The organism is Pontibacter populi (assembly GCF_040278685.1).
Taxonomy (GTDB): Bacteria; Bacteroidota; Bacteroidia; order Cytophagales; family Hymenobacteraceae; genus Pontibacter; species Pontibacter populi.
In genome coordinates this window covers 69,826-91,125 of sequence record NZ_JBEOKT010000006.1, presented here as the reverse complement: position 1 = coordinate 91,125, position 21,300 = coordinate 69,826, and the positions used below count along the sequence as shown (strand labels likewise).

Sequence of the window (21,300 nt, the reverse complement as noted above, 5' to 3'; positions counted from 1 at the left end):
TAAAGTAATATAAACCGATTAAAGTTAAAGATAATCTACCAAAGAATTTAAAATATAAAGAATTTATGAGCTCACAATTATTTCATACCACTTTCCGTCCCTTCTACAAAACTATAAATCAACCATTTACACACCTTTAAAATTATAACTATACCAATTCCTTCCGGCAGTTTATAGTCGGTTCCAATGTGTCGGGTCAGTTGGTTTTTTTGTTATCACTGAAAGAGGCAAACAAGCGGACATAAAAAACATCGTCAGAAAAGATTTAAGAGGAAAATAGACGAAGCGTAGAGATTTTATTTATCTTGACGAGTATTTCTATAACAACTGCTATATGCAGCGCCCCTAACCAAAAACGCAAGGGCATAACGCAATACAAACCAAAACTAAATCAACTATAACTATTACATTTTTACCCAATGGCCGGAGTTGCACCAACTACCCAAAGTACGCCAGCTAACGAACAAGTTACGGCTAAGAACTTTACAGGTCCGCTGATTATCGTGACCCTTCTTTTCTTTATGTGGGGCTTTATTACCTGCATGAACGACATCCTGATACCGAAACTACAGCAGGTATTTGTACTGCAGCACTGGCAGGCCATGCTTATACAGACAGCTTTCTTCGGGGCTTACTTTTTCATTTCGTTGCTATACTTCATTTTCTCGGTTACCAAAGGCGACCCTATTATGAAGATCGGGTACAAGAACGGGATAATTGTAGGGCTTGTAGTGGCAGCTGTAGGTTGTACACTGTTCTACCCTGCCGCCGATATGCAGAGCTACGGCTTCTTCCTGATGGCGCTTTTCGTGCTTGCATCGGGCATAACCATACTGCAGATCGCGGCTAACCCGTACGTAACCATACTTGGCCCGGCCAGTAGTGCTGCCAGCCGCCTGAACATGACGCAGGCCCTTAACTCTTTCGGTACTACCATTGCCCCACTGATTGGTGGTTACCTTATTTTTGAGACTGTAAATACAGTAGCTGCAGCCGGTGCTGAGTCGGTTAAAATGCCTTACCTGGGCCTTGCTGCCACGCTTATAGTTATTGCCATACTGATAAAACTTGCCAAACTGCCCCATGTAAAAGGCGAAGGCAGAATTATACCTGACTCCGGCGCACTTAAGTACCGCCACCTGGTGCTGGGCATTGTGTGTATCTTTATGTATGTTGGCGGTGAAGTAGCAATTGGCAGCACTCTGATAAACTTCTTTAAACTGCCACAAATTGCAGGCCTTACTGAGGCAGAAGGCGGACATTATCTTGCCTTTTTCTGGGGTGGCGCCATGATCGGTCGTTTCTTTGGAGCAGTAGCTCTGGCTGATTTTAAAAACAACAATACCAAATACCTGATCATCGGTGCTATTACGGCTATCGTGTTTACGCTTATGTTCACTGTTTACGGACAGGAAGAGGCTTTAATTGCCTTAGGCATGATCGTTGTGAACTTCCTGGTATTGCTGCTGGGCAGATTCCTGCCGGGCCGTACGCTTGGTTTCTTTGCCACTGCGGTTATCGTATTGCTGCTGATCACCATTTTTGCGACTGGTTCGGTAGCCATGTGGTCTGTTATCGCGATAGGTCTGTTCAATTCTATCATGTTCCCAACTATTTTCACGCTGGCTATTAAAGGCCTGGGCGTACATACCAGCCAGGGATCATCGCTGCTGGTTATGGCTATAGTTGGTGGCGCTATCATTCCACCACTGCAAGGTTATATAGCCGATGTTACAGGCAACCTGCAAATGTCGTTCATAGTGCCGATGCTTTGCTACCTGTATATTGTGTACTATGGCTTCGTAGGCTCTAAAGTTGAAAAAGTAGACCCAAGTGCTGAGGTGTAAATCCAAAATAACAGTTCTTGAACTTTAAGTTAAAAGGCGCTCCTATAGTAAGGAGCGCCTTTTTTAATTTTTAATTAATATTTCATGCGTCTTTTGTACATTCGCCGCGTCTATAGTTCAACTATATTTTTAGCCAGATACCTTACTATGAGAAATCACATCTTTGCCTTTTTAATGTTCCTGTTTATAGTTGCTGCGGGCAGCGTGCAGGCACAAAACAAAAACTTTTACTTTACTACTTCCGACTCGGTGCAACTATACGTGAGGGTAGCCGGACAGGGCAAACCATGCGTGTTCATACACGGCGGGCCGGGCTCATGGCCAAAATACTACTATGCATTGGGCGGCAACATTACCGAGCAGGACATGACCATGATCTACGTAGACCAGCGCGGCAGCGGCCGTTCGGGTGGCGATGGCAGCACCGATTATTCGCTGGCGCGTGTGGTAAAAGACCTGGAAGAGATACGGGCACACCTGGGCTACGAAAAATGGATCGTGATGCCGCACTCTTTTGGCGGAACGATAGCTACCGAGTACGTTTACAGCCATCCGAACCGTGTATTGGCCACCATTTATGTTAATACCACCCTTAACCTTGATTATGCCAAATCGAATGGCATTACACAGGCTGCGCGCATCTTAAACGTACCTGAATCGGATTTTCTGAAGCCGGGAGTAAGCAAAACGCAGGCGTTTGGAGCCGTGTGGAGCAAACTGAACGAAAAGGACATGGCATATAAAATGATGTACCGCGACAAAGCACAGTTCCAGGAAATGGCTGCAGTAATGGACACAACGCTAAACTGGCACTTTGGCAGCAACGTCTGGAATTACCCGGAATATGAACAGGACTTTACCCTTAAAACCGCTGCCATAAATGTACCTACCCTGGTTTTTGCGGGTATTTACGATTACTCTGTGGGTCCTGAGCACTATAAATCGTTCCAGTTTCCGAAGGCGACCTACCGCGTTATGAAAACCGGCCACTGCCCTTACCAGGAGCAACCAAAGGATTTCCAGAAATATATCCGTAAGTTCTTAGCCAAACTGGATTAGAAAGCTATAGTTTAAACCCATCACCTGAAAGCCATGCAGCCATCCGTTGCATGGCTTTTATCGTTTCCCATACTTGCGTTTACACCTACCCCAACAAGAATATCAACCTAAATAACAGGCCCTTACAACAAGCTCCCACATTAATTTTCATAGACTTATCAGGTACAGTAGTTCAATTAAAGCATCTTAAGGCTGAACAAACTATAACTATACAGGGAATTAGTAAAACTATTGAACCAGACCCAATCGTAATAGGTTTATAAAGCTGTGATAATCTGATTTTTAGAGTATTTAAAATAGCTTTCATAAATAATCGGGAGCAGGAGTATTTGTAATGCAGCACACACCAAAACAAACTTATAACAATTCGGAAGGCGTAGTATTAGACGGTAATCAGTTACAGCAGTCTTTCAAGAGGAATGATGTATCTGGCTTTGAATTAATACCGCCACTAACTATAGATTTTCAGCCGGAAACAAGGCTTATGGAAGCTGTGTGGCAACGCCCTGTCAGCAGTTGCGAATACCGCCAGTACATCCGGTTTATTGGGTTATGTATTGCTGCACTGCGTGTAGAGTTTTTGCTGATAGATTTCACGAAGATGGGAGACCCTACATTAGAAGACCAGCAGAATACAAACCACTTTCTGGCACAGGTAAAAAAGAAGTCGCCACTGATCCGGAGCGCCAGGGTACTCGCTAAAACAGGTACGCAGCAGCGGGCTTACGAGGCAGTTATAAAAAACGGTCCTGCTTTACCTTACCAGGTAAGCTTTTTTTACGACCAGGCAGAGGCTAAAGAATGGCTTTTACAGGCACCGTTCCCAAAAGCAGCCCTGCACAGCAGTAAAGTTTCTGTTTCGTTGCAATCGGGATTAAAAACCCTGAAAAAATATACGCAGGCTTATCCTAAAGCAACTCCTGAAAAGCAGATCGCACCTGGCAACAATGCTATAACAACCAGTATACCCCAGCCCCCACAAGCTGTTACCCGTTGCCAGACCGATTTTGTGAGCATAACGACAGACAGAAACACAAAACAGTTGCAACTACGCTGGCTCCGCAGGGTAACCAGCCGCGAATACAGGTATGCTATTTTAAAAACGGCACGCGCTGTCATCAACAATAACATTCGCTCCGTTTTGGTGAACAACCAACAGTTAGGCATTATCAACCTCGAAGACCAGACGTGGGCCGTGAGCGTTACAGTATTTGTTCTCAAAAAGAACCCGATTGAACGTTTAGCAATTGTTTCGGCACCGGATGTGATGCAGCAAATGGCCAGCGAAAGCATGAATAAACGGGTAACAAAGCATGTTTGCCCGCAAACTATACAATATTTTATGACTGAGGACGAAGCTATTGAATGGCTAAACCTGCTTCACGACAATTTACAAGCAACAGCATGACAACAGTACAAACTACAGCCCCCCTCACCCAGTGCTTCAGCATCGTGTACCAGGATAACTATATCAACATTCAGCTGAACGACCAGTTAAAATTCGTTTATGTGGAGTGGCTTCAGCACCCGCCGAGCGAAGTGTTCAGGCAAAATTTTATGAAGGCTGTGGAAACATGTATCGATAAAAAATGTGAATATTGGCTGAGCGACTCTCGTGCTATACATTACCTGGAGTTTGCAGACCAGAACTGGATATTAGAACTTGTTTACCCTTTGTTGCCAAAAGCAAACCTACTGAAGTTTGCGCGAGTTAACACACTGGAGAGTATTGCTCTGATGGATGGCGCCCGCGTTTGTAACACTATTGAACAATTGCCGGAGTTTAAATTAAAGACCCAGCTCGAAGTTTTCAGCTCTAAAGAAGCGGCACTTAACTGGCTGTTCGACGGCAACCCGGTTGCTGGTTTATAGCTGAATATAGTGTACCCGATACCATTAAAAAGAACCACTTAAACTATGGCCTGAGTGGTTCTTTTATGTTGGCCCTACATAACCTGAACTATAGTCTGCGACCGCATGGCTTAATTTACGACTGCCTCTTTGGTTACTGCCAGAACAGGTTTTTGCTGAAGAAACTTATCTATAAAAGGTGTAAGGATAGCCAACACGGTAAAGAACAGCAATAAGTATAAATACCACGCGTAAGGCAATACCTCCAGGTAAGAAACTTCTCCGTTTGTAAAGTTCAGCATGATCAGGATCTGTGCGCCGTAGGGTAGCAGGCCCTGCACAATGCAGGCAAAAATATCGAGTATGGCAGCTGTTTTGCGTTTGTCTATGTGGTAGCGCTGGCTTATATCTTTGGCTACAGGCCCGGTTATAACTATAGAAACCGTGTTGTTGGCTATGGCACTGTTTACACCACTCACCAGCAAGCCCACACCAACCTGCGAAGAACGGTAGCCACTGATAAACTTGTTTGCCTTGCTAAGCAGAAACTGGATACCACCCGCCTGCCGCACCATTTCGGCCAGTCCGCCGGTCAGCATCGATAGCAGGAAGATCTCGGTCATGCTGGTAAAGCCTTCGTATATTTTTTTGCTGAAAAGCAGCACATCCAGTTCGCCGCCAACTATACCAACCAGGCCCGAAGCCACAATACCCGCTATTAGCACCGCAAACACATTTACCCCATACACCGCTAAAAACAACACCAACAGGTAAGGCGCTATCTTCAGAAACTCAATTTCACGTGTTACAGGTAAAACAGCCTGGGTTGCATCGTTCTGAAAACCAGCGAAAAGCAAAAGCCCGATGGTAACAAACGCAGCCGGACCCGCTATCAGGAAATTCACTTTAAACTTATCTTTCATCTCACACTCCTGCGTTTGAGTAGCCGCTATAGTCGTATCGGAAATAAAAGAGAGGTTATCGCCGAACATGGAACCACCCAGCAATGCACCCAACATCAGCGGCATCGAGGTATCGCTTTGCTCGGCCAGCCCCACTACTATCGGCCCCAGGGCAACTATAGCTCCCACCGACGTACCTGTAGCCGTAGACAGGAATGCTGCCAGCACAAACACGCCCAGCGCCAGGTACTGCACCGGAATATAGTTTAAGCCCAGGTTTACGGTAGCATCTACGCCGCCAATGCTTTTAGAAACCACCGCAAAAGCGCCGGCCAGCAGGTAAATAACGCACATGGTCACGATCTGGGAATCGCCGCAACCGCGCACCAGGGCATCTACTTTGGCATTTATGTTTCCTTTTAAAATCAGAAATGCTGCTATGATACCGCATACTACAGCAACCGGCGAGGGCAAAGCATAAAAGTCGTTGAGCACAATACCGGCGCCCAGGAAAATAAATACGAATACTAAAAAGGGAAACAGGGCTAATCCGCCCGTCTTTTGAATCTGATCCATTGTAAAGTTAAACCTGAAAGAAAAGCGAACTATAGCCACAGTAAACTTACTGTTAACCACAGATGCCATTTTGATAAAAGAATTGAAATGAATATTAAGGTGTGGCCACACTGTAAGGCAGCCATCAGTGGGAATTAGCTACAACAGCAACAACAGTTTGCCATAGCAACAGGCGTTGCGGTAACGGGCAAAATAGCCGGAATAAATACTGAAAGAGTGTGTGGTAAGTACATGTGTAGTAATTTATAGTTCCCAAAAACTGGGCAGGTGTTAGCACCATTTCAATATTATTGACGGTTGCTAGAGGTTCTCGGAGCCTGCTCTCTTCCCTCTTCTTTATAAATCTTGATAAAGATGCTGCAAAGGTAAGACCACTGCCTCAAAAATTGCAAGCTTTAAATGATAAACCTGTTATAGGATGACCTAACAACTATAGTTTGTGAATGTTTTACTGGTTTGCACTTAACAGGGATGAACAGCCAGGCACAACATACGTAGGTAGCTGCAACAACTATAGTTTATGGAACAGATACCGAACTTAAATATGGGCACGTCTGGATGGAGTTACCGCTGGATGGAAGTACTTTACCCACCCGAACTAAAATCGGCAGACCGGCTGGCCTACTATGCTACCAATTTTAACTGCACCGAAATAAACAGCAGCTTTTACCACTTTACCATGGCCAAAACCGTGGAGAAATGGCTGACTACCACACCCGCTTACTTTAAATTTGCACCTAAGCTGAACCAGGAGATAACACACAAGCGCAAGTTTGTTGATGCCGAAGCACCCCTGGATAAATTTATGTCCAGCTATAGTTTAATGGGCGACAGGTTAGGTCCGGTGCTTGTCCAGATCGCCGGCAGTTTCCGGTTCGACAGACCAACTGCGGAGGATTTTTACAGATTGCTCCGCGATAAATATCCAGCCCAGCCTTTTGCCCTGGAGGCCCGCCATGTGTCTTGGTTTACCGATGAGTCGATGGATTTGCTGCGTGATTACGACATTACAACTGTTATAGCCAGCGCCGGCAAGCGCTTTCCGGGCACCGAAGCAACCACCACCAACATTGCCTATCTGCGCCTGCACGGCGACGAAAAAATGTACTCCTCTGCTTACTCCGACGAAAAACTGGAACGCTACGCCTACATGGTAAAAGATTGGTTGGAGGATGAAAAACAGGTCTGGATTTTCTTTAATAATACTATTTTAGGAAACGCCGTACTCGATGCCCGCAAACTATTCGATATGATCAAAAATCTATAGTTCATCTTAAGTGGTCGAGTAACTTTTCCGACTGTTACTGCATCTGAACTATAGTGTAAAAGCTTTACACCGTCAGGCTCTGATTACCGTTTTATAGTTAAATAACAGCAGCTTATGAATATCCCAAAAGGTAAGATTATGGCTATCGGTGGCAACGAAAGAAAAGGGAATGAGCCGGTTCCTGTACCCATAGATGAGCATTCTCATTCTGTAGACGAAGGTATTCTGAAACGGATACATGATGAGCTGCATGGCCAGGGCACCCGCATAGAAGTGGTAACTACGGCAACTATAAATCCCGAAATAGCCGGCAAGGTTTATACGGATGCATTCTTACTGCTGGGCTGTGATAACGTGGGTGTTTTACCAATTCAAACCCCAGAAGATGCCAACCGACCCGAATACCTGGAGCGCCTGAAACAAACCCATGCAGTAATGTTTACCGGCGGAGACCAACAGCGCATTACTACTACTTTTAGCGGTTCGGAAGCTCTACGCATATTACAGGAACGTTACCAGCACGAAGAAAAATTCCTGGTATCGGGTACCAGCGCAGGCGCCATGGCGTTATCGGGAGTTATGATAAACGGGTCCATTGAGACTGCGCCTCTGCTGAAAGGAAACGTTGAACTTACAACGGGGCTGGACCTGTTGGATAAGATCATCATTGACACTCACTTCGTGAACCGCCGTCGCATTCCCAGATTGATAGAAGCCATCGCCAGTAATCCGACCCATATCGGCATTGGGCTTGGCGAAGATACGGGCATCCTGATAACAGAAAATAACTGCATCGAAACCATCGGCTCCGGGCTGGTCATTGTATTGGACGGACGAAAACTGCTGGAGAACAACTATAGAACTATAGATTCCGGCGATGCTCTCTGTGTCGAGAACCTGATCATACATGTTCTGCCTAAAGGCCGATCGTACCACATTTCATCCGGTGAGTTTGTATAGTTGCAGGTTTAATTCACCCCTACCTCTCCCGAGAGTATTAACCCACCCCTGCCCCTCCCAAGAGGGGAATTATCCGCCTTTACCAATTTTCAAATCATAGTTTTATAGTTGACGATCTCCCACGGACAGGTCGCGACCTGTCCCTACGGAACTATGACCATGATAAAAGTCGAAGCTTACCGGTTCAAACTATAGAAAAGCAGTTGCTATGAGAAACGTATCAGTCTTTGGGTTGAGCGCCTTGTGAATATCTGGTGCCGCAGGCATTGCGAGGCACGAGCAAAAGAGATTCGCACAGCGCGATGCCCGAAGACGGGGCCTCCCGGCCGTGAGGGCACCAAAGGTTATTTGAAACGATAGGCAAGTAAAGCTCCCAGGAGTAGAGTTTATTTGAAAGGATAGCTTGGTTCAAAGGAGCAAAGAATCAAACTATAGAACCCAGATTTCTCCTGTCGTCGAAATAACAAATAGAGAAATTGAAAGACAAATATGATTCATCGGCTTCGCTCAGGTTGACAAGATAAAAGTGTTGAACGTCCTCAATGCCCCAACTACACGCTTTGATCAAAAATCTATAGCTTGTAGCCGGTTTATAGTTCCTGCGGAGCTGCTGTGCTGTATTTTTAAAAAAATAGGTTATCTTGAACAGCCTTAACCAACTTTTTATGTCTGTTAATACAAAACCTATGCAGTCTCAGCAATCTGCCACACGTAACAACGACACCCGCGCGATTGTCATCATCGGGGCGCTGTTCTTTATTTTCGGGTCCGTTACCTGGATCAACTCTGTACTCATACCTTATTTCCGCGAAGCTTTTGAGCTCAGTAATTTCCAGTCGTACTTTGTTACGTTTGCTTTTTACATCTCTTATGTAGCCATGGCGGTACCGTCTGCGTGGGTACTTAAAAAGACAGGCTTTAAAAAAGGAATGGCGATCGGGCTGGCTGTAATGGCTGCCGGTGCACTTGTTTTTATACCTGCCTCACAATCGAGCACTTTTGTTATTTTCCTGGTAGGTCTGTTTATACAGGGCGCCGGCTTAACCTTGCTGCAAACAGCATCAAACCCTTACATAACTATACTTGGCCCAGCCGAAAGTGCTGCCAAACGCATTAGTGTAATGGGCATTGCAAATAAAGTAGGCGGTATTATAGCGCCGCTGGTGCTGGGTACCGTTTTATTTTTGGATTCTGATTCGCTTCAAAGTCAGGAGACTGCTTCCCTGGACCGGGTGATAGTTCCTTATATTATCATGGCTGCATCGCTAGTGGTACTGGCTTTTATGGTGCTGCGCTCTTCGCTGCCGGAAATTGACACCGACCAGGAAGATGAAGTGGTGGCTACGACCAACACAGGCAAAACAAGCATTACCCAGTTTCCGCATTTGTTGTTGGGGGTGCTGGCTATTTTCCTGTATGTGGGCGTAGAGGTTATTTCTGTAGATACCATCATCAGCTATGGCCAGGAACAAGGTTTTACACTTGATGATGCTAAGTTCTTTGCTTCGTTCACATTAGGCGCTATGTTGGTGGGTTACCTTATTGGCATTGTAACAATACCAAAATACCTGAAACAGGATGTAGCCCTGCAGATATCTGCCATACTGGGAGTGTTGTTCACTATCGCTGCCATACTAACGGAAGGCTACATTTCGGTGCTGTTCATCGCGTTGCTTGGTCTGGCAAATTCCCTGATGTGGCCTGCTATCTGGCCGCTGGCTATTGCGGGGTTGGGTCGCTTTACTAAAATTGGTTCGTCTTTACTGATCATGGGTATTGCCGGTGGTGCTATTATCCCGTTGGTGTATGGCCGCTTCACGGATCTGGCTGATGCGCAGCAAGCCTACTGGATCATGGTGCCGTGTTACCTGTTTATCTGGTTTTTCGCTACCAAAGGCCACAGAATCAGAAAGTAAAAACAACAATACCAAAAACAGAAAATCCCGCCTGAACTATAGTTTGAGCGGGATTTTCTGTTAAATTGAACTATAGCTAAACTATAAAAGCTGCAGCTGTTCGCCTTTATAATGCTTTATCGGTTTAAAGGAATTGGTTATGGTATAGACCGGGGTTTCCTGGTAACGGGAGGCCACCACTACCTCAGTGCCGGCAGCATTTAACCGGAACAGGTTTTGCACCAGCTTTGGGCAGTTATTATCTTTTGATAAATGCGACAGCAGAATGTGGCTCATGAACGCCGGTTTGTGCTCCATAAAAAGCGCCAGTGCCTGCTCGTTCGATAAGTGCCCATGATTGCTGCGGATGCGTTGTTTCAGGTGATAAGGGTAACGGCCTTTATCCAGTAAACCATCATCATAGTTGGCTTCCAGGAAAGCGGCGTGGCACATACCAAAGTGCTTGATAACATGCTCGCAGGGTGCACCTATGTCTGTAAAAACCCCAATGTTGATATCCTGGTAACTAACTATAAAACTATGTGGGTCGGATGCGTCGTGCCATTTCGGGAAGGCAGTTATCATCAGCCCACCTACCTGCACCGGCTCATGTGCCAGAAAAGAAATGGAGGTAAATTTTTCGTGGGTCAGACGGCCATGGTATAAAGTGTCGGGTGTAATGTAAACCGGTATCTCATATTTGCGCGCCATTACTGATACGCCCCGGATGTGGTCGGAATGCTCGTGAGAGATGAAAATGGCTTTTACTTTGCGCATCGAAAGGCCGAGGCGCTTCATTCGCTTTTCAGTTTCGAGGCACGAAATACCGGCATCTACCAACACTGCTTCGTGCTCATTACCGATGTAATAACAGTTACCGTTACTGCCAGAATTTAAGGATGTGATCTGCAATTGCATGTGCCTACAAAGAAAAGGTAATTTATAGTTTATACCAACCGGGGGCAAATAGAAAACCGCAAAGCAGCTGCCTTAATTCCGGACGCATCAACTTTAACCAACCGTAACTATAGTTGTACCTGATTATCAGCACAAAAAATTATAGTTTATCAGCGTTTGAAGTAAACTTTAAAGGTAGAGCCTTTGCCTGGTTCGCTGTCGAGCTCTATGCGGCCACCTGCATTTTCGAGGATACGTTTTACAATGTATAAGCCAACTCCCGAGCCTTCCACGTGGTCGTGCAGGCGCTTAAACATCCCGAATATCTTGCTTTCGTCGGCAGGGTTAAAGCCAAGTCCGTTATCAGATACACATAAAACAGTAAACTCCGGGTTGTTTTCTATTGTTACTTTTATCAGGGGTTTGCGCTCCGGCGAGCTGTATTTCAGTGCATTGCTGAGCAGGTTATAAACGATACTACGCACATTCTTAGCCGAGAACTCTACTACTGTATCGTCACTGAACTGCACATCTATAGTTGCATCTTTCTCCCTGATAAGTCTTTCAAAATCCAGTTTAACGTCTTCAATTACCTCTTTCAGGTTAACTTTCGCTACATCCTCTACGCTGTCGCGTTGTATCTTGGCAACTTCAGTCAGGTCTGCTATGGCACGTTTAAACCTATCTACTGAGTTCTGGATCAGGTTTAGCACGCGTGGAATCTCCTTTTCAGATTGTACCACTTCTGAGGGCAGGTAATCTACAAGCGCTTTCATCAGTCCCTCTATGTTGGAGATCGGCGCTTTCAGGTCGTGGGAGGCGGAATATACAAAGTTGTCGAGGTCAGCGTTTATACCCAGCAGCTCTCGGTTCATTTCTTCTATTTTCATCCGGGCTTCTACCTGCTCGTTAATGTTGATAGCTACTGCAATAATGCCTGTAATTTCGCCTGCCATATTGCGCATCGGGTGGTACACAAAGTTGAGGTACACTTCTTCCATTTTGCCATCGCGCTCAAAATGTACCGGCAGTTCATTGGCTATAAAAGGAGTGCCGGTATTATACACGTTATCCAACAGCTCTTTTATGCCCTGGTCGGCTACTTCCGGCAACACATCCAACACTGGCTTACCCAATATATCTACCTGATTACGTCCCCATATTTCACAAACACCCGGGTTTGCCAGGTCTATAATATATTCCGGTCCGCGCAGTATAGTTATACCCACCGGTGCCTGCTGAAAAATCTCGTTAAGGTATTTCTGTTGCCTTATACTTTCCTGGCGGGCCTGCACGCTGGTAATGGAAGTAGCAAACTGTCCGATCATCAATTGATGAAAGCCCACATAATCTGCATCGTATTCCAGAAATGAACTGATACCGGAGACACACAACCCGATAATTTCATCCTGCCCCGGCCGGAAGATGGGAAGCAGAACCGCTTTACCTGGTATCGACAAGCCTGACGCTACATCTGTAGCAGCGTCGTTATGTGTCATCTGATCTAATAGAACAGGCTGTCTTGTTTCGATCAGTCTGCGGATCGGGGCACCAGCTTCCTTACCTTTTATCAGTATTAGATCTGGCGCGTCATCATCAGCAATGTTTCCTGCTTTACCAACTAACTTACATTCGGAGCCTTGTGCATTAAACAGGTAAATGAGGTTAAACGGAATATCCTGAGGGTTATGACTAAGTATGTCGCTGGCTGTCTGGCAGGCTTGTTCCAGGGTTTGCACCAATGCGGTGGCATCTGCTATGGCTTTCATGGTGCGGATGCGACGTTGGTTCAGCACTGTTTTAGTTACCTCGGTACAGGCACAGAAAACGCCGTTAACGTCTCCATTATCATCAAAGGCTGGGCTGTAAGAAAATGTCCAGTAGGTCTCCTCCGGAAAACCTTTCCGCTCCAGCACCAGGTATAGTTCTTCGGCATAAAACTGGTTGCCATTCTCTAATATATCTTCAGCTACTACACCAACCGTGTTCCATATTTCGGCCCACATATCGCGGGCGCTTGCTCCCAGTGCTTTCGGGTGTTTATTACCAAGGGCAGGCAGGTACGCGTCGTTATGAAACATGAACAAATCCTTACTCCACCATAAAAACATCGGAAAAGCAGAATTCAACAGGATCCGGACAGTGGTCTTCAGCGTCTCCTCCCAGTTTTCTGGTTTACCTAGCGGATGGTTTTCCCAGTCGTACTCCCGGATCAAGGCACCCATTTCTCCACCACCCTGCAAAAAGGCCGGCGTAGTTGTAGTATTCTGTATAGATTCTGAAGGCATTAAGTATATATTTATGATCGCTGCCTGATAGCAGGAATTAGTAAGTTACCTTATAATAAGCAGAATATATAATGTAAAGGCTTAGTTTCAACGTAAAACCAAAAACACAGGATACACGGCTTTATTTAATTCAAACCTATAGTTGGCGGGTATAAGACCGTTTAAGTAACTATAGCACAACATAATTTACATGTTACATCCATTAAAAAAGTAAATAAGCAGCCTTTATACTGCTAAATTACAATCTACACTTTTCCGGCTTCCTGTTTATAGTTGGCACCTATCTTGGGAAGGTCCAGGGTGTCGCTTGTCCAGGCTCTTACTTTATAAAGCAGTTCCTCGTTCTCTGCCAAAGACTGGTTGTAGGATGGTATCATCTGCTTTAGTTTGGCCTGCCACTCCGGCGATTGCACCTGCTTAGGGAAACAACGCTGTACAAGCTCCAGCATGATAGACACTGCCGTAGAAGCTCCCGGCGAAGCTCCCAGCAACGCTGCTAACGAGCCATCCGAAGCAGTTACCATTTCGGTACCGAACTCCAGCACACCACCGCCCTCCGGACTTTTTTTGATGACCTGTACCCGCTGTCCGGCTATTTCCAGTTCCCAGTCTTCTTCTTTTGCATTCGGGTAATAATCGCGCAGTGCTGCCAGCCTGTCTTCGGGTTCCTGCCTTACCTGATTTATAAGGTACTGGGTAAGTGGTATGTTTTTGATACCTGCCGAGATCATAGGCCGCAAATTATCCGGTCTGATGGATAAGGCCAGATCCAGGAAAGAGCCTTTTTTGAGGAACTTGGTAGAAAAACCTGCATACGGCCCAAAAAGCAGCTCTTTTTTACCGTTTATAAAGCGGCTATCCAGGTGCGGCACCGACATAGGCGGCGAACCAACCGAAGCCTTGCCATACACTTTTGCTTTGTGTTGCTCTATAATGTCGGGGTTAGTGCAACGCAGCCACTGCCCGCTCACCGGGAAACCACCATAGCCATCCCCTTCCGGAATATCAGATTTTAAAAGTAATGGCAACGTTCCACCGCCAGCTCCTATAAACACAAACCTGGCATACACTTTTCGTTTTTCGCCGGTGGCCAGGTCTTTCACTTTTACGCGCCAGTAGCCATTGTTCTTTTTCTGAAGATTGCGCACCTCATGCCCAAAATATTGCTTTACCTGTCCGTCATTACCCAGGCGCTCCAGCATGCGGCGTGTTAGTGCGCCAAAGTTCACGTCCGTGCCTATCTCTATGCGGGTACCCGCTACTTTTTCGTTCGGGTCGCGGTTTTCCATTACAAGCGGCATCCATTCTTTCAGTTGCTGCGCGTTCTCGGAGTATTGCATGCCTTTAAACAAATGGCAGTCGGTAAGGGTATCGTAACGCTTTTTTAAGAAGTCTACATTTTTGTCGCCCCACACAAAACTGATGTGCGGAATACTGTTGATAAAAAAGTCAGGAAGCCTGACCTGGTTCTTTTCGATGAGGTAAGACCAGAACTGCTTGGACACCTCAAACGACTCCGCAATTTTAACTGCTTTACTTATGTCTATCGATCCGTCGGGGCGCTCGGGGGTATAGTTGAGTTCGCAAAAAGCAGAGTGTCCGGTTCCGGCGTTGTTCCAGGCATCAGAGCTTTCGGCGGCGGCTACATCCAGCCGCTCATACACTTCTATTTTCAGGTTAGGCTCCAGTTCTTTTAGCAACATGCCCAGGGTGGCGCTCATTATGCCGGCCCCTATCAGTATCACATCCGGGTTGTCGGCAAGGTTAATTTTATTGTTCATAGCTATCTGGTTTCATCTTATAGTCTCCTGCACCGGCAGGCGGGTATCTAAAGGATTACGGTTAAAACGTGTTTTTAACTATACTTTCAGCTGCCTGCCGGGTTACATCCGCTCTGCTCACATAGCTATAGTCAGGCTCCGGAAACTTTTTAAGACAATCTTTGAGGTACTATAAAAACATCTGGTATAAATATTCTGCCTTATTACATGTTGCAACAACAACTTTCACATTATCAATATGTTATCAGCTTTTATAGATATTTAATTATGCTATATTTGCATCCTTTAATATTACCGGAATTTTATAGTTATACTGTTCCCCGACTTTGTATTATCAACTCTAACACCATACAAATGAAACACAGTTACCTTACCAGATGGGCCTTTATCCTGGTGGCCTTCTTTTCTTTTACCGCCTGCGACCAGGAGCAGGAAATTACACCACAGGAAATAATTGAGGTTGAACCGGACGCAACCACTTTATCTACCTACTTTACTGAGAATTATGAGAGTGCCTACAAATCAAGCTATGCTACAGAGCAGGTAAGTTTTGTAAACGGCACCTGGACCTTTGATGATGCCCTGACCGGGAACTCTACCTCCGATAGAAAATCAGGAACGCAGTCGGCACGTGTACGCAACAGTGGTAAACTAACGATGGCCTTCGACCTGGCTGAAGGAGCAAAATCGTTTACGATGCGCTATGCCAAGTTTGGGAGCGATAAAGCTACCACTTTGCAGGTGTTTTACTCCACTAACGGAGGAACCAGCTGGACAAGCGCCGGTGCTGCCGTTAGTGTAAGCAAAACCAGTTTACAAACTATAACCTATCCGTTAGATGTAACCGGTACTGTCCGTTTCGAGATAAGGAAGACAGATGGAAGCACCAACCGTGCCAACATTGATGATATTCAGATCGAGTCGAACCCTGCTCCGGTACAGAACACGGAAACTATCACGGAAGACTATGAAACGGGCTCTAAGGGAAGTTATGCTGCCGGAACAGTTGCGCTGACATCTGGTAACTGGTACCTGAACGAAGCCCTGATCGGAACACTGGATGGCGACCGTAAATCAGGCACAAAATCAGTTCGTATCCGTGACCTGGGCACCCTTGAAATGCAATTTGATGTGCAGGGCGCACAGTCGGTAACTATAGCCCATGCTTTGTACGGCACCGATGGCCCAAGCACCTGGCAACTGGAAGCCTCAACAAATGGCGGAACGTCATGGACTGCTGTAGGCAACATCGTTAACACCACTTCTACTACATTACAGCCTGTTACTTTCACGGTAAACTATAGTTCGGCCGTTCGTTTCAGGGTAGTGAAGCTTTCGGGCAGCGGTATCCGCATTAATATTGATGACTTTGTGATAAGTGGTACAGCTGCCGGAGACGGTGGTGGCGGCGACCCGGGTACTGGCGACCCAACCACTCCTCCCCCAACTATAGATAATGTAAATCTGACAATGGGTAACCCGTCGGGGGCCATTACAGATGTAAATTACCCTAACAATTACCTGCTGCAGAAGCCACAATTTGTGATGTCGTATAGCCGCGACAAAGGAACAGCCAACTGGGTAAGCTGGCACCTGGATGAATCTTGGATAGGCAGCACACCACGCCAGGACGATTTCCGTGCTGATATTACGCTGCCATCGGGCTGGTACCGTGTCGGGTCTACTGACTACTCCGGAAGCGGTTTCGACAGAGGCCATATGTCTCCATCAGCAGACAGAACAGCAACTGTAGCTGATAACTCTGCTACGTTCTTAATGACCAACATGATACCGCAGGCTCCGCGCAACAACCAGGGCGCCTGGGCTACTTTAGAAGGTTACTGCCGTTCTATGTTAGCGGGTGGTTACGAGATCTATATTATTTCGGGAGGTTATGGTATTGGTGGCTCCGGCTCTAATGGTTATGCCACAACTATAGCCAACGGCAACGTTACCGTACCATCCAACACCTGGAAAGTTATCCTGATCATTCCGGATGGCGACAACGATGCAGCCCGTGTAACATCAAACACCCGCGTTATTGCCGTTGATATGCCAAATGACCAGAACATTTTATCGGACTGGAGAGCTTACCGCACCACCGTGGATGCCATTGAAGCTAAGACCGGTTACGACTTCTTTAACCTGGTAGCTGATAACGTAGAGACTGTTATTGAAGCAAATGTAGACGTACAATAACACGAGTAGTTATAACTATAACAAGGCTTAAAAGCCAGCTATAATGCAAAAGAGCCCCGCCAATTAGCAGGGCTCTTTTGTTTCAGGAACTATAACACCGTTTTTATGATTATGTATACCATAAAGCAGCTAATACTGAGCTCTTTATAAACACGAATAGGCAATAACTATAGTTTACAAGCTATTAAACTACAATAAATTGCCCGCTAAGGAGTTTAAGGGGAGAATCCGTAAAATAAGTTTAGTCCATATTCACATTTTTATTGCGCGTTATAGCACTTTATTTTATGTTTACTCTGGTATAGCATCCAGACATTAATCAAATTACCATGAAATCAACCTTTTTATCTTTCATTTTAGTTGTAATGTTTACGGCTGTACAGGCCCAGAGCCCAGCCCCTCAGAAAGCAAAAGCAGCTAAAAACTCGTTATCAAGCCAGTTCGATAACCTTAAAGACAATGCCAACTCTTATAACGAGAAAGGCCAGCAGTACAAGGTAGTGAACGTAAAAACGCTGAATACTTTTTATAGCAGCGTAAACGATAGCCTGCAGGTAATTGGTAAAAAACTGGCCGATGCGCGTGCAGGCGCCGACAAAGAACTGATTGAAGCCCGCGCCAACGTAGCAGCCCAGGAAAAGGAACTGAAAGCCCTGACCGAAGAAACGGCCCGCAAAGAACTGGAAGTACAGAAAAGCCAGCACCTGATCAATAACATCTCGTTTTTCGGGATAGATATGGGCAAGCAGTTTTACGTGATCCTGAACTCTGTAATTATAGTGGCGCTTATTATTATACTGGCTATAGTTATGATGCAGTATAAGAGCAGCAAGAGCACGACTGTAGAAAAGGTAAAAGCCTTTAACGACATCGACAACGAGTTTAACGAATACAAAAAAGCTGCCCGCGAACGCGAATTGAAGCTGAAGCGCGAAATGCAGACTGAGTTTAACCGTGCCGAAGAACTGAGCCAGCAACTGGCCGCCATTCAGAAAAAGCAACACGCTTAAAATAAGATATCAAACTACTAAAAAGCCGCTCCGGAACTATACCGGAGCGGCTTTTTGCATTTACAACTATAGCCTGCTTCCGAGCATCTTAAAACACTTTCTGAGATTTTTTGAAACTTTTAACACCAATTACATGTATATACATTAAATGTTTATACATTTGTAATTAGTACCGTAGAATTAAACTTACATAAAATTTATAACCAGAAAGATAATTATGGCAACTACAAAATGGGTAATTGACCCGACACACAGCGAAATACAATTTAAGGTAAAACACCTGATGATCACGACTGTAACGGGTTACTTCAAATCGTTTGACCTGGAAGTAGAAACAGAAGACGAGGACTTTACCAAAGCTTCCCGCATCGAGTTTACAGCAGATATTGACTCTATCAGCACCAATAACGAACAGCGCGATACGCACCTTAAGTCGGATGACTTCTTTAATGCTGAACAGCACAAGCAGCTGGTTTTTGTAGGTAAAACTTACGAAGGATCAGGCGACGATTATAAACTGCACGGCGACCTGACCATCAGAGATATTACCAAACCGGTTACCCTGAGCGTTGAGTATGGTGGTATTGTAGTTGACCCATATGGCCAGACAAAAGCTGGTTTTACGGTAGATGGTAAAATAAACCGTAAAGACTTTAATCTTACCTGGGATGCCGTAACTGAAGCCGGCCAGGTAGTAGTTAGCAACGAAATAAAACTCCACTGTGAAATACAGCTGGTAAAACAAGCATAATTTCTTTTCCTGTTTTATAAATGGCAAGCCGCCCGAACTATAGTTTGGGTGGCTTGTCGCTTTTATAGTTAGTCCGAACCTATATACTGGTGCTGTTTTTAATCCAGGAGTGTTTCCTTGAGGGCAGGGTCGTTTCATTATATTAAAATCATATAAAATAACGCCCTCGCTCGCCTCTGGCGAGTGTGAGCTATTTAGTGGCGTCCCGCCACTTGTGCCTCAGGCACAGTTTTAAGCGGCCAGAGTCCGCAGGTAACTCACACTCGCCAGAGGCGAGCGAGGGCAAATAATAGAATGAAACGACCCTGCCCTTAAGGGAATGCTCCCTCCTTTGCTATAGTTGACTCAACAGCTTTATTGTCACAGCCTATTCACGGACAGGTCGCGACCAATGTCGTCAAGTGAATAACTTTTACGTTCCTAACTGTCATTTCGAACTCAGTGAGAAATCTATTTAAGATGTATTCAAGATAGATCTCTCCTTTCGTCGAGATGACAATCTCTGCTTAAGTTGACGGCATTAGGACGCAACTTGTCCCTACGGAATAAAATTGTAGAGAAGTAATTCTTTTCGTCTCCTTTTACTCAGCATACTAAAAACAGATGCTCAAAAACTATAGTTTATTTCTGTAGCTTAGCTTTACGTACTTACTTCTAAACACACAAACTATAGAACTGATGGCTATTCCGCTTCCTGAGAACAACTATAACCTGATGGCCTTACAGGAGCTGCGTACCTGGCAGCAGGAAATGCAACGGCCTCCCTCCTTCTTTAACAACCTCGCCCGCAAAGCGCAACACAAGATAAACAGTTACATACCCGACAAAGTACATAACGCCATAACCGCAGCCATAAAGCAAATGACGCGTGCCACGCTTTTCGGGGCGGGCTATGTAACCCGCAAACCTTCCGAAGCACAAAACCTACAACTACAGGAAGGACTGGTACTGGGTCGTATTGATTTTTATAAACACGCTGCGGCCGCAGAAGGTGGCATAACCGGCGCCGGTGGCATACTGCTGGGCCTGGCAGATTTTCCGTTACTGTTCGGGTTTAAAATGAAATTGCTTTTCGAGATCGCTGCACTTTACGGTTATGATGTGAACGACTACAGGGAGCGCTTATACCTGCTTTACATTTTTCAGCTGGCTTTTAGCAGCCACGAGCACCGCCGCGACGTGTACCTGCACATGACCGATTGGGAAACCCGCAAACAACACCTCCCCGACGATATAAACGAATTTAACTGGCGCAGCTTTCAGCAGGAGTACCGCGACTATATTGACCTTGCCAAGATGGCCCAGCTCATACCCATTATCGGGGCACCTGTAGGGGCTGTTGTGAACTATAGACTGCTCCGCAAACTTGGCCAAACCGCCATGAACGCCTACCGCATGCGCTGGCACGAAACCGGGAAACTATAGTTAAAGATTACATTAGATATTTATTATATTGCTTTCAGAAGTATAAACTATAGCGTTCTATACCTACAGATATAGTGCAGATAAGCGTATGTTTTGGTTTATACTATAGTTGGGTAAAATAGCAATTAATATGAATTTAGAATCTTTACTAACGAACCGCTTTCTTCGTTTCATTTTTCCTTTTGTTATACTTATTGTGTTTTGGGTGTTTATCAAGCCATTGATTTCAACTAATACAAGGGAAAATGGTGATAAAGAACGTTGCGAGACTGCAGCTTTGATAAAGGAAAAAAGTATTATAGGTGTAGTGATTGCGAAGTACAGAGACAAAAGGGATCTCAGGCATTTTGCTTATAGAAGGGGGAAAGTTAGAGTAGACAATAGTTTCTTCGTTTTAGAAGGCAGTGACACCTATGATCATATCCAGGTAGGAGATTCTATCATAAAGGAAAAAGGATCTTTTGTAGTAACACTCATTCGGCAGGATTCAGTTTATACCCACACCTTGGACTATGGATGCAAGTAACATTCATGCAATGCTTTTCGGTTTATTTATCGTTGTAGAAGCACTAATTGCTCTCTATTTGAATAT

The 21,300-nt window shown here is 45.3% G+C and carries 16 protein-coding genes and 1 riboswitch; of the genes, 12 read left to right on the top strand and 4 right to left on the bottom strand.

The features are described 5' to 3' along the window. Positions 1–419 precede the first annotated feature (419 nt). From ABS362_RS08420 to ABS362_RS08405, 4 genes are all read left to right on the top strand, one after another. Complete coding sequence (locus ABS362_RS08420; protein WP_350411970.1) at positions 420–1,847, top strand: sugar MFS transporter; 1,428 nt, start codon at positions 420–422, stop codon at positions 1,845–1,847. Positions 1,848–1,994: 147 nt separating this feature from the next. Beyond that, positions 1,995–2,906, top strand: coding sequence for an alpha/beta fold hydrolase (locus tag ABS362_RS08415; protein ID WP_350411969.1), 912 nt, complete (start codon positions 1,995–1,997; stop codon positions 2,904–2,906). A 334-nt stretch (positions 2,907–3,240) separates the two neighbouring features. Further along, on the top strand, positions 3,241–4,314 hold the full coding sequence (locus tag ABS362_RS08410) for a SpoIIAA family protein (protein WP_350411968.1): 1,074 nt from the start codon (positions 3,241–3,243) through the stop codon (positions 4,312–4,314). Beyond that, positions 4,311–4,778, top strand: a complete 468-nt coding sequence (locus tag ABS362_RS08405; RefSeq protein WP_350411967.1) for a hypothetical protein — start codon at positions 4,311–4,313, stop codon at positions 4,776–4,778. The genes ABS362_RS08410 and ABS362_RS08405 overlap by 4 nt, the downstream gene beginning before the upstream one ends. Positions 4,779–4,888: 110 nt before the next feature. Here ABS362_RS08405 and ABS362_RS08400 read toward each other — a convergent pair whose 3' ends face one another. Beyond that, positions 4,889–6,235, bottom strand: coding sequence for an SLC13 family permease (locus ABS362_RS08400; RefSeq protein WP_350411966.1), 1,347 nt, complete (start codon positions 6,233–6,235; stop codon positions 4,889–4,891). A 240-nt stretch (positions 6,236–6,475) separates the two neighbouring features. After that, a riboswitch (SAM riboswitch) is annotated at positions 6,476–6,580 on the bottom strand. Between the two features lie 175 nt (positions 6,581–6,755). Between ABS362_RS08400 and ABS362_RS08395 the strand changes: the two genes are divergently transcribed. The 3 genes from ABS362_RS08395 (at position 6,756) to ABS362_RS08385 (ending at position 10,378) form a co-directional block, all read left to right on the top strand. Next, positions 6,756–7,502, top strand: a complete 747-nt coding sequence (locus ABS362_RS08395; protein WP_350411965.1) for a DUF72 domain-containing protein — start codon at positions 6,756–6,758, stop codon at positions 7,500–7,502. 114 nt (positions 7,503–7,616) lie between these two features. Next, positions 7,617–8,462: a cyanophycinase gene (locus ABS362_RS08390; protein ID WP_350411964.1), complete on the top strand. Its 846-nt coding sequence runs from the start codon at positions 7,617–7,619 to the stop codon at positions 8,460–8,462. Between the two features lie 665 nt (positions 8,463–9,127). Beyond that, the gene (locus ABS362_RS08385; RefSeq protein WP_350411963.1) at positions 9,128–10,378 is read left to right on the top strand and encodes a sugar MFS transporter; all 1,251 of its coding nucleotides are present in this window, start codon (positions 9,128–9,130) and stop codon (positions 10,376–10,378) included. A gap of 81 nt (positions 10,379–10,459) precedes the next feature. On the opposite strand, the gene ABS362_RS08380 is transcribed toward ABS362_RS08385, so the two are convergent. The 3 genes from ABS362_RS08380 to ABS362_RS08370 all read right to left on the bottom strand — a co-directional run bounded on the left by ABS362_RS08380 (position 10,460) and on the right by ABS362_RS08370 (position 15,323). After that, positions 10,460–11,275, bottom strand: a complete 816-nt coding sequence (locus ABS362_RS08380) for an MBL fold metallo-hydrolase (protein ID WP_350411962.1) — start codon at positions 11,273–11,275, stop codon at positions 10,460–10,462. 149 nt (positions 11,276–11,424) lie between these two features. Then, positions 11,425–13,542, bottom strand: a complete 2,118-nt coding sequence (locus ABS362_RS08375; RefSeq protein ID WP_350411961.1) for a PAS domain-containing sensor histidine kinase — start codon at positions 13,540–13,542, stop codon at positions 11,425–11,427. A gap of 245 nt (positions 13,543–13,787) precedes the next feature. After that, positions 13,788–15,323 (bottom strand): malate:quinone oxidoreductase, encoded by a 1,536-nt coding sequence (locus ABS362_RS08370; RefSeq protein WP_350411960.1) that lies wholly within the window; start codon positions 15,321–15,323, stop codon positions 13,788–13,790. Between the two features lie 354 nt (positions 15,324–15,677). Between ABS362_RS08370 and ABS362_RS08365 the strand changes: the two genes are divergently transcribed. The 5 genes from ABS362_RS08365 (at position 15,678) to ABS362_RS08345 (ending at position 21,234) form a co-directional block, all read left to right on the top strand. Continuing rightward, the gene (locus ABS362_RS08365) at positions 15,678–17,522 is read left to right on the top strand and encodes a DNA/RNA non-specific endonuclease (RefSeq protein ID WP_350411959.1); all 1,845 of its coding nucleotides are present in this window, start codon (positions 15,678–15,680) and stop codon (positions 17,520–17,522) included. 329 nt (positions 17,523–17,851) lie between these two features. Further along, complete coding sequence (locus ABS362_RS08360) at positions 17,852–18,532, top strand: hypothetical protein (RefSeq protein ID WP_350411958.1); 681 nt, start codon at positions 17,852–17,854, stop codon at positions 18,530–18,532. Between the two features lie 217 nt (positions 18,533–18,749). Continuing rightward, positions 18,750–19,283 carry a YceI family protein gene (locus tag ABS362_RS08355; protein WP_350411957.1) on the top strand — a complete coding sequence of 178 codons (534 nt, stop codon included), beginning with the start codon at positions 18,750–18,752 and terminating at the stop codon, positions 19,281–19,283. Positions 19,284–19,961: 678 nt separating this feature from the next. Further along, positions 19,962–20,708 carry an EcsC family protein gene (locus tag ABS362_RS08350; RefSeq protein WP_350411956.1) on the top strand — a complete coding sequence of 249 codons (747 nt, stop codon included), beginning with the start codon at positions 19,962–19,964 and terminating at the stop codon, positions 20,706–20,708. Positions 20,709–20,838: 130 nt separating this feature from the next. Further along, the gene (locus tag ABS362_RS08345; protein WP_350411955.1) at positions 20,839–21,234 is read left to right on the top strand and encodes a hypothetical protein; all 396 of its coding nucleotides are present in this window, start codon (positions 20,839–20,841) and stop codon (positions 21,232–21,234) included. Positions 21,235–21,300 lie beyond the last annotated feature (66 nt).